The sequence below is a fragment of the Haloferax marisrubri genome (genome assembly GCF_001469875.2).
GTDB classification, from domain to species: Archaea; Halobacteriota; Halobacteria; order Halobacteriales; family Haloferacaceae; genus Haloferax; species Haloferax marisrubri.
This window is the reverse complement of the sequence record NZ_LOPW02000017.1, coordinates 535,688-544,837: the sequence shown is the minus strand read 5'-3', so window position 1 is coordinate 544,837 and position 9,150 is coordinate 535,688. Positions and strand designations below refer to the sequence as shown.

9 protein-coding genes are annotated in these 9,150 nt (G+C 68.2%); 7 read left to right on the top strand and 2 right to left on the bottom strand.

What is annotated here, in order from left to right; all coding sequences use genetic code 11:
- On the top strand, window positions 1–1,264 hold a 1,264-nt coding region (locus AUR65_RS14940), incomplete at its 5' end, for a DUF790 family protein (RefSeq protein ID WP_058567618.1).
- A 24-nt stretch (window positions 1,265–1,288) separates the two neighbouring features.
- On the opposite strand, the gene AUR65_RS14935 is transcribed toward AUR65_RS14940, so the two are convergent.
- Both AUR65_RS14935 and AUR65_RS14930 read right to left on the bottom strand, forming a co-directional pair.
- Window positions 1,289–1,825 carry a DUF7122 family protein gene (locus AUR65_RS14935; RefSeq protein WP_058567617.1) on the bottom strand — a complete coding sequence of 179 codons (537 nt, stop codon included), beginning with the start codon at window positions 1,823–1,825 and terminating at the stop codon, window positions 1,289–1,291.
- Window positions 1,822–2,763, bottom strand: a complete 942-nt coding sequence (locus AUR65_RS14930; protein ID WP_058567621.1) for an RsmB/NOP family class I SAM-dependent RNA methyltransferase — start codon at window positions 2,761–2,763, stop codon at window positions 1,822–1,824. The genes AUR65_RS14935 and AUR65_RS14930 overlap by 4 nt, the downstream gene beginning before the upstream one ends.
- Before the next feature lie 161 nt (window positions 2,764–2,924).
- On the opposite strand from AUR65_RS14930, the gene AUR65_RS14925 reads away from it, so the two are divergent.
- The 6 genes from AUR65_RS14925 to AUR65_RS14900 all read left to right on the top strand — a co-directional run bounded on the left by AUR65_RS14925 (window position 2,925) and on the right by AUR65_RS14900 (window position 9,105).
- Window positions 2,925–3,671: a proteasome assembly chaperone family protein gene (locus AUR65_RS14925; RefSeq protein ID WP_058567616.1), complete on the top strand. Its 747-nt coding sequence runs from the start codon at window positions 2,925–2,927 to the stop codon at window positions 3,669–3,671.
- 99 nt (window positions 3,672–3,770) lie between these two features.
- The gene (locus AUR65_RS14920; RefSeq protein ID WP_058567615.1) at window positions 3,771–4,466 is read left to right on the top strand and encodes a nucleotide exchange factor GrpE; all 696 of its coding nucleotides are present in this window, start codon (window positions 3,771–3,773) and stop codon (window positions 4,464–4,466) included.
- 134 nt (window positions 4,467–4,600) lie between these two features.
- On the top strand, window positions 4,601–5,380 hold the full coding sequence (locus tag AUR65_RS14915; RefSeq protein WP_199180617.1) for an alpha/beta hydrolase: 780 nt from the start codon (window positions 4,601–4,603) through the stop codon (window positions 5,378–5,380).
- A gap of 189 nt (window positions 5,381–5,569) precedes the next feature.
- Window positions 5,570–7,441, top strand: a complete 1,872-nt coding sequence (gene dnaK / locus AUR65_RS14910) for a molecular chaperone DnaK (RefSeq protein WP_058567613.1) — start codon at window positions 5,570–5,572, stop codon at window positions 7,439–7,441.
- 151 nt (window positions 7,442–7,592) lie between these two features.
- Window positions 7,593–8,732, top strand: coding sequence for a molecular chaperone DnaJ (gene dnaJ, locus AUR65_RS14905; RefSeq protein ID WP_058567612.1), 1,140 nt, complete (start codon window positions 7,593–7,595; stop codon window positions 8,730–8,732).
- 52 nt (window positions 8,733–8,784) lie between these two features.
- The gene (locus tag AUR65_RS14900) at window positions 8,785–9,105 is read left to right on the top strand and encodes a cupin domain-containing protein (protein ID WP_058567611.1); all 321 of its coding nucleotides are present in this window, start codon (window positions 8,785–8,787) and stop codon (window positions 9,103–9,105) included.
- Window positions 9,106–9,150: the final 45 nt, after the last annotated feature.

Sequence of the window (9,150 nt, the reverse complement as noted above, 5' to 3'; positions counted from 1 at the left end):
GGCCCCCCTGCCGCCGGCCCGCGCCCGCCGCGCCGCGTTCGAGGCCGCGATGGCGGTCGGCGGCGTGACGACGCCCGAGGAGCGGGCCGCGGCGCTCGACCGCGCGGCGTCCTCGCTCGGGTCGTCGCCCGAGGCGGTCGACGAGTCGCTGACCGCCGACCGCGAGGTCGAACAGGTCCTCTCCGAGTTCGACCCGCGGTGGACGCCGGACGAACTGCTCGCGCAGTACAACCTCTCGCTCGCCCAGACCGCCCTGTTCGACGCGACTGAAGTCCGGGTCCGCAGTTCCGACCCGAAGGCCGTCGTCTCGGCGGTCAAGCGCCTCCGACTGATGTACGAGGTCCGGAAGACCGACGCCGGCCGCGAGGTCGTCGTCACCGGCCCCGACGCGCTCTTTCAGCGAACCAGACGCTACGGAACCGCCTTCGCCCGCCTGCTCCGGTCGGTCGCTACCGCCGGCGACTGGCGACTCGCCGCGACTATCGACGACCGCGGGACCGAGCGCGAGATGACGCTCACGAGCGACGACGTGTCGGTCCCCGGCGTCGAACCGATGGCCGAACCCGGCTTCGACAGCGGCGTGGAGGCCGACTTCGCCGCCCGCTTCCGCGGCCTCGACCTCGACTGGTCGCTCGTCCGGGAGCCGGAACCCCTCGAAACGGGGACGAGCGTGATGATTCCCGACTTCGCGTTCGACTACGCGCACGCCGACTTCCGCGTCTTCTTCGAGATTATGGGCTTTTGGACGCCCGAGTACGTCGAGAAGAAACTGGGCCAACTCGCCGACGTGGAGGACGTGGAACTCGTCGTCGCCGTGGACGAGTCCCTCGGCGTCGGCGAGGAAATCGCCGCCCGCGACCACCGTGCCGTCCCGTACTCTGGTTCGGTGCGCGTGAAGGACGTGGTGGACGTGCTGCGCGGCTACGAGTCCGACCTCGTCGCCGACGCGGCCTCGTCGCTCCCCGGGGAACTCGCGCCGGACGACGACGTGGTGACCCTGTCCGACCTCGCGGCCGCCCGCGGCGTCGCTGTCGACGCGCTCGATGACGTGACCTTCCCCGAACACGAACTCGTCGGGCGGACGCTAGTTCGACCCGCCGTCCTCGACGCGGTCGCAGGGGAGGTCGAAGCGGGGATGTCGCTGTCGGCGGCCGAGTCCGTCCTCGACGACCGCGGCCTCGACGACGCGAGCGCGGTCCTCTCGCGACTCGGCTACCGGGTCGAGTGGGAGGGGCTGACGGGCGGGACGGTCAGAGAGAAGTAGTCACGGGGGGCGACCCCGAACCGCTCAGTCGAGTTTGACGAGTTCTTCCTGCCGACCCTTCGGGACGGTCGAGCGGAGTTCCCCGTGGAGGTAGAGGCCGACGCCGAGGGGTTCCAGTTCGCCGGCGATTTCGTGGGCGGCGGTGAGGTAGCCCCAGTCACCCTCCCACCGGTCGAGCTGTTGGTCGTGGCCGTCGACGAACGCCTTCGCCTCGCCCGGGCTCAGTTCGATGACGTTCTTGGTCGCGTCGCCGCAGAACCGCTGAACCGCGTTGGTCGAGGGCTTCCAGTGGCGCTGGCGAGTCCGCAGGATGCGCATCCCGAGCCCCTCGACTTCGATGGGGTCGACGACCTCGCCGTGGAACGCCCAAATCTTGCCCGCGCCCTTCTCCCAGAACGTGTACCCGTCGAAGACGGCGGGGTCGACGCCGAACCGCTCGTCCCACCAGTCGATGACCTCCTCGCGGGAGGGGCGACCCTCGACGACGCGGTCGTCGGCCGTCGGCGGCAGGCGGTCGAACTGCTGGCCCCAGTTCTCGTCGGGGGCGGTGTCGTCGCTCATGCGGTCACCTCCAGTTTGGCGGTGAAGAAGCCGCCCGTGTCGTTGTGGTGCGGGTAGACGCGCCGTGCCTTGGTCACCGACGGGTCGTACTCGTCGCCTTCCCACTCGGTGATGCCGGGCGCGGTCTCGAAGCCGTCGGGCACGTCCCACTCGACGACCTCGCAGTCCTCCCGTTCGAGGACGAAGTCGAGGATGGCCTCGTTCTCCTCGGGCGCGAAGGTACACGTGGAGTAGACGACGGTGCCGCCGGCTTTCGTCACTTGCACGGCGCGCCGAAGGATACCCTTCTGGATGCCGGCGACGCTTTTGACGTGGTTCATCGTCCACTCGTCGAGCACGTCGGGGTTCTTCCGACAGGTGCCCTCGCAGGAACACGGCGCGTCGACGAGGACGCGGTCGAACTGCTCGAACGACCCGGCCTTCCCGGGGGTCCGCTCGCCGAAGGGTTTCATCGAGAAGTTGCGGGCGTCCTGATTCGACACGACGAGGTTGGTCACGCCGAGGCGCTCGGCGTTGTGGCGGAGCGCCGACAGCCGACCGAGGTTGTTGTCGTTGCCGACGAGGACGCCCTCGTCGTCCATCATGGCGGCTATCTGGGTCGTCTTCGACCCCGGCGCGGCGCAGGTGTCCCAGACGCGCTCGCCCGGTTGCGGGTCGAGAGCGATAGCCGGGAGTGCCGACACCTCTTCCTGGCCGTGGAGCCAGCCGTGGAAGTACGGCCAGTTCGTCCCCGGACTGCTGTCTTCGAGCTTCAGGATGCCGGGGTGCCAGTCGGTCGGTTCGTAGGCGACGCCCTCGTCGTCGAGTGCCTCGCGGGCGCGCGCCACCGTCGTCTTGATGGTGTTGACGCGGACGACGGAGGGAAGCGGCCGCTCGCAGGCCGCGAAAAAGGCCTCCTCGTCGTCCACGAGCGGCGCGTACCGCTGGAGCGGGTTCATGACACCCGATTCCGCGCGGGCGCGTTTGTCGGTTTCGGAGTCGCCGGCGTCGTCGCCGAGAGACGCCACCGGTCGAACCAGTCACGCCGGCGCGGGGCCGTCGGCCGATGGCGACGCATTCGCCCGTCGGATTTACCTCACCCGGGCGACCATGTTCACGTATGGCACGCATTCGCGTCCTCGCGGAGGAGCTCACCGACGAACTGGAGTCGCCGACGCTGGTCGAGGGACTGCCGGGCGTGGGGTTGGTCGGCAAAATCGCGGCCGACCACCTGGTCTCGGAGTTCGACATGACCCACTACGCGGACGTGTTCTGCGAGGGCGTCCCGAAGGTCGCGGTCTACATGAAAGACGACCCGACGCTACACCCGCCGGTCAGGCTCTACGCCGACGCGGAGCGGAACCTCCTCGTCCTCCAGAGCGACATCCCCATCCGGCCCGAGGCGGCGACCGAACTCGCCACCTGTCTCGGCCCGTGGTTCGAAGAACTCGACGTGCTTCCCGTGTTCCTCTCGGGCATCGCCCACGAGAAGTCCGAGGCGGTGCCCGCGCTCTACGGCATCGGCACCAACGGCGCGACGCCGCGGCTCGAAGACGCCGGTATCGACCGTCCGACGGAGACCGGCCTCGTCTCGGGGCCGACGGGCGCGCTCCTGAGCAACGCCGTCTCGGTCGGCCGCCCGGCGCTCGCATTGGTCGTCGAGTCGGACCCGCAGTTCCCGGACCCAGAGGCCGCCCGCGTCATCATCAAACAGGGCATCGAACCGCTCGTCGGCGTCGAGGTCCCCGTGGACGACCTCGTGGACAGCGCCACCGAGATTCGACAGGCGAAAGAGCAGTTGGCCCGGCGGATGCAGCAGTCCGAAGAGGAGAGCACGCAGGCGCGACCGCTCGGGATGTACCAGTAGAGAGCGGAAGCGACACCCGCGCGGTCGCCCCGCCGTGAGAAGCGTTTCGGCCGACCCGCAGTCTACACGTTTAAGCCGCGTCGGACACTTCTCCCGCCCATGAGCGACGACCCCGCCGAGTCGGCCACGGACGCGAACGTAGAACCCGAGGCCGACGCGGCATCCGACGCAGCGGCGCAGGCGGCCGAAGACGCGGCGACCGACGCCGACGGCGAGGCGTCGAGCGCCGAGGCGGCCGGCGAGGAACCCGACGCGGCGGACGACGGGCCGACCGTCGCCGACCGCGTCGCCGAGTACGACGACGACCTCGCGGCCGAGGTCGCGGCGCTCGAAGCCCGCGTCGCCGACCTCGAAGCCGAGCGCGACGAGGCCGAAGCGACGGCCGAGGAACTCCAGTCTCGCCTCAAGCGCACGCAGGCCGACTTCCAGAACTACAAGAAGCGCGCCAAGAAGCGACAGGATCAGATCAAAGAGCGCGCCACCGAGGACTTCGTCGAGCGCGTCGTCACCGTCCGCGACAACCTCGTTCGCGCGCTCGACCAGGACGAGGACGCCGACATCCGCGGCGGCCTCGAATCGACGCTCAAGGAGTTCGACCGCATCCTCGAAGACGAGAACGTCGAAGTCATCGACCCCGAACCGGGGACCGACGTGGACCCGAACCGCCACGAGGTGATGATGCGCGTCGACAGCGACGAACCGGCGGACACCGTCGCCAACGTGTTCCAACCCGGCTACGAGATGGCCGACAAGGTCATCCGCGCCGCGCAAATCACGGTCAGTAAGGGCGAATAGCGCGCGAGCGGTGCGACCGTCTCCCCGCGGTCGGCCGCGAGTCGCCCGACGCGCCACCGACCCGGGGAGGACTTTTGTTCTCACCTCGCAATCAGTACGGCATGCGACTTCGTTCCCGTCGGCGGCGGCCAACCGTGCGCGTCACCCAACACGGCGACCCCGGCGACGACGACCTGCTTTTCGTCCTCGGGTGGGGGAATAAGCCGGGTCACCGGAGCGTCGAGTGGCTCCTCGACCGCCTCACCTACGAGGGCTATCACGTCCACGCCGTCGAACTCCCGACGAACGGCTGGGAGTTCGAGCGCCAGTACGTGAACCCGGTGCGGGCGTACGCGGTCGACCGCGACATCGACCTCGTGCTCAGCCACAGCACCGGCGGCCTCGTCGCCGCCCACCTCGACCTCGCGGTTCGGAACGTCTTCCTCAGCCCGTGGTGGGGGATGGCGGCGTCCGGTCTCGACCGCCTCCTCCTTCCCCTCGTCAGGCGACTGCCGACGACCAGACCGCTCGTCCCGTCCGGCATCTCCCGCGAGGACCTCGGCGAGTTGAAACTCGCCGCCGAACTGGCCGACGGGCCGGCCAACGCCTCGCCCGCGTTCCTCCGCATGATTCACGGGGCACAGGAGTCGTTGCCGCCGTTCAACCCCGACGACGTGGTGTTCGTCTCGCTGTCGGACCGGGTCGTGGACGTTCGCGCCATCGGCGACCGAACCCCGTCTGCGAACCTCGTTCCGTACGACGGCGGCCACGAGTTCTTCGCCAGCGAGCGCCGCGAGCGGACGCTCTCGATGGTGTTCGACGCGCTCGACGGGGCCGACGCGTCGTCGCTCCGGTCCGGCGGGTCCGACGCGCCCGGTTCGACCGGCCCCGACGACTCGGCCGACGGAACACAGCGACCACAGTCGATGGACTGAGTCGCCACCGGACCCGACGGTGACCCCCTGGATTCGTCCGCGGCGACGCGGTCGGCGGTTCTACATAAATCGACCGACCTGTTTCGACGCGAGAACTCGAAATCGCAAGACAGCGTAGACCTCTGTGTGCGCCGTGTGTCGCAGTATCTAGTAACCTTTAACCGGCAAAAGACGGTATTTGCGGGCAAGATGGCGAGCAACAAGATTCTGGGTATCGACCTCGGCACCACGAACAGCGCGTTCGCGGTGATGGAGGGCGGCGACCCGGAGATTATCGTGAACGCAGAAGGCGACCGAACCACCCCGTCCGTCGTCGCGTTCACCGACGACGGTGAGCGGTTGGTCGGCAAGCCGGCGAAGAACCAGGCCATCCAGAACCCAGAGCGCACGATTCGGTCCATCAAGCGCCACATGGGCGAGGACGGCTACTCCGTCGATATCGAGGGCGAGGAGTACACGCCGGAGCAGATTTCGGCGATGATTCTCCAGAAGATCAAGCGCGACGCCGAGGACTACCTCGGCGACGAACTGAAGAAGGCCGTCATCACCGTCCCCGCGTACTTCAACGACAAGCAGCGTCAGGCGACGAAGGACGCCGGCGAAATCGCGGGTCTCGAAGTCGAGCGCATCGTCAACGAGCCGACGGCGGCCTCCATGGCCTACGGCCTCGACGACGAGTCGAACCAGACCGTGCTCGTCTACGACCTCGGGGGCGGCACCTTCGACGTGTCCGTCCTCGACCTCGGCGGCGGCGTCTACGAAGTGGTCGCCACGAACGGGGACAACGACCTCGGCGGCGACGACTGGGACGAGGCCATCATCGACTGGCTCGCCACCGAGTTCGAGAACGACCACGGCATCGACCTCCGCGAGGACCGACAGGCCCTCCAGCGCCTCAAGGACGCGGCCGAGGAAGCCAAAATCGAACTCTCCTCGCGCAAGGAGACGACCATCAACCTCCCGTTCATCACGGCGACGGACTCCGGTCCGGTCCACCTCGAATACGACCTGACCCGCGCGAAGTTCGAGTCCCTCACGTCCGACCTCATCGACCGCACGGTCGAGCCGACCGAGCAGGCGCTCGAAGACGCCGGCTACGACAAGGGCGACATCGACGACGTCATCCTCGTCGGCGGTTCCACCCGGATGCCGCAGGTCCTCGACAAGGTCGAAGAGCTGCTCGGCTCCGAGCCGAAGAAGTCCGTCAACCCCGACGAGGCCGTCGCGCTCGGCGCGGCCATCCAGGGCGGCGTTCTCGGCGGCGAGGTCGACGACATCGTCCTCCTCGACGTGACGCCGCTGTCGCTCGGTATCGAGGTCAAAGGCGGCCTCTTCGAGCGCCTCATCGAGAAGAACACGACGATTCCGACCGAGGAGTCGAAGATATTCACCACCGCGGCCGACAACCAGACGACGGTGCAGGTCCGCGTCTTCCAGGGCGAACGCGAGATGGCCGAGGACAACGAACTCCTCGGCGAGTTCACGCTCTCCGGCATCCCGCCGGCCCCCGCGGGCACCCCGCAGATCGAAGTCGGCTTCAACATCGACGAGAACGGCATCGTCAACGTCTCCGCCGAGGACAAAGGCTCCGGAAACGCCGAGTCCATCACCATCGAGGGCGGCGCGGGCCTCTCCGACGACGAGATCGACCGCATGCAGCAGGAGGCCGAACAGCACGCCGAAGAGGACAAAGAGCGCCGCCGCGCCGTCGAGGCCCGCAACGAGGCCGAGGGCGCGGTCCAGCGCGCCGAGACGCTCCTCGAGGAGAACGAAGAGAACGTCGACGACGAACTCCGAACCGACATCGAGGCGGCCATCGAGGACGTCGAAGCGGTCCTCGAAGACGACGACGCCTCCACGGACGAACTCGAAGACGTGACCGAGGACCTCTCGAAGGAACTGCAGGAAATCGGCAAGCGCATGTACCAACAGCAGGCGCAGGCCGGCGGTGCCGGCGGCGCTGGCGCTGGTGCGGGCGCGGCCGGCGGTCCCGGCGGTGCGGACCCCGAGGACTTCGTCGACGCCGACGCGGACTTCGACGAGGACGACGAGGACAACTAACGCTTTCCGACTGACCGACTCTCGGCTCGCCGAGGAACCCGACGCCGGCGGTCGAATCCGGTCGAAACCCCGGGTTTGACGCCGCTCGCGCTCGCCGCGATACGAGAGACGGACTTTTCAAATACCTTCACCGGCTACAAGATATCAACTGATGAGCGAGGACTTCTACGACGTACTCGGGGTCTCGCGGGACGCCTCGAAAGACGACATCAAGAACGCGTACCGCAAGAAGGCCGCGAAGTACCACCCCGACGTTTCCGACGAGGACGACGCCGAGGAGAAGTTCAAGAAGGTCCAGAAGGCGAAGGAGGTGCTCACGGACGACGAGAAGCGGCAGATGTACGACCAACTCGGTCACGAGCGCTTCCAGCAGTCCCAGAAACGCGGCGGCGGCGGTGGCGGCGGCCGCGGACAGGGCAACCCCTTCGGCGGCATGGGCGGCGGCGGTGGCGGCTTCGAGGACATCTTCAACAACCTGTTCAACGGCGGCGCGGGCGGCCAACAGCGTAACCGCCCCCAGCAGGGCCGCGACGTGGCCCAGCGCATCACCATCGACCTCGAAGACGCTTACCACGGCATCGAGCGCGACGTGACGATTCGCCGCCGCGAGGTCTGTCCCGAGTGCGACGGCGAGGGCCACCCCGACGACGCCGACGTGAACACCTGTTCGGAGTGTAACGGCTCGGGCCAGCAGACGACGGTCCAGCAGACGCCCTTCGGCCGCGTCCAGCAGACGACGACCTGCCGCGCCTGCGGCGGCGAGGGCGAGACGTACAGCGAGGACTGTTCGGAGTGTCGCGGCAGCGGGCGCGTCCGCCGCACCCGCGACGTGACTATCACCATTCCCGCCGGCTTCCGCGACGGCCAGCGCCTCCGCTACCGCGGCGAGGGCGAACCCGGCGAGAACGGCGGCCCCAACGGCGACCTGTTCGTCGAGGTCAACGTCCGCGACCACGAGGAGTTCGAGCGCGACGGCGACGACCTCCGCTACACCCATCCCATCTCCTTCCCGCAGGCCGTCTTCGGCGCGACCGTCGAGGTGCCGACGCTCGACGGCGAGGAAGAACTGAAGGTGCCCGCGGGTACCCAAAGCGGGTCGACGTTCACCGTCTCCGACGCGGGGATGCCGCACCTCGACGGTCGGGGTCACGGCGACCTGCACGTCGAGGTCCACGTCGTCACGCCCGAGGACCTCAACAGCGAGCAGCGCGAGGCGCTCAAGGAGTTCGCCGAGGCCGGCGGCGAGGAAGTCAAAGAGGGCCTCTTCCAGAAGTTGAAGAACTCGCTGTAACGGATTTCCGGCACCACCACGTTCTCTTGTCCGGCGGCCGTCAGTTCAGGCGATGTCCTACACGAAAGCGAACTACGAGGACGTAGACGCGGTCGGCGGCGGTCTCCACTTCCTGCGGGACGAACTCGACTGCGTCGAACTCGGCTTCAGCGTGTTGGAGGCGGACCCAGACTGGTCCGGCAAGCCCCACGACCACGCCGAGCAGGGCCACGAGGAAGTGTACTACCTCGTCTCCGGCGAGGCGACGCTCGTCGTCGAGGAAAAAGCACTCGACCTCGAACCGGGCGATGCCGTGCGCGTCGCACCCGAAGACACCCGCGAACTCCGCAACGGTCCCGAGGAGAGCACGTTCGTCATCGCGGGCGCACCCTGACTCGTCGCGCTGGCGTCGCCCGCTCGTACACCCCGTCGCGTTCTC

Bases quoted from the DNA above. Each gene is read 5' to 3' on its own strand.
- AUR65_RS14925 (WP_058567616.1), top strand. From the start codon at position 2,925: ATGGCACGCATTCGCGTCCTCGCGGAGGAGCTCACCGACGAACTGGAG.
- AUR65_RS14935 (WP_058567617.1), bottom strand. From the start codon at position 1,825: ATGAGCGACGACACCGCCCCCGACGAGAACTGGGGCCAGCAGTTCGAC.
- AUR65_RS14930 (WP_058567621.1), bottom strand. From the start codon at position 2,763: ATGAACCCGCTCCAGCGGTACGCGCCGCTCGTGGACGACGAGGAGGCC.
- AUR65_RS14920 (WP_058567615.1), top strand. From the start codon at position 3,771: ATGAGCGACGACCCCGCCGAGTCGGCCACGGACGCGAACGTAGAACCC.
- AUR65_RS14900 (WP_058567611.1), top strand. From the start codon at position 8,785: ATGTCCTACACGAAAGCGAACTACGAGGACGTAGACGCGGTCGGCGGC.
- dnaK (WP_058567613.1), top strand. From the start codon at position 5,570: ATGGCGAGCAACAAGATTCTGGGTATCGACCTCGGCACCACGAACAGC.
- dnaJ (WP_058567612.1), top strand. From the start codon at position 7,593: ATGAGCGAGGACTTCTACGACGTACTCGGGGTCTCGCGGGACGCCTCG.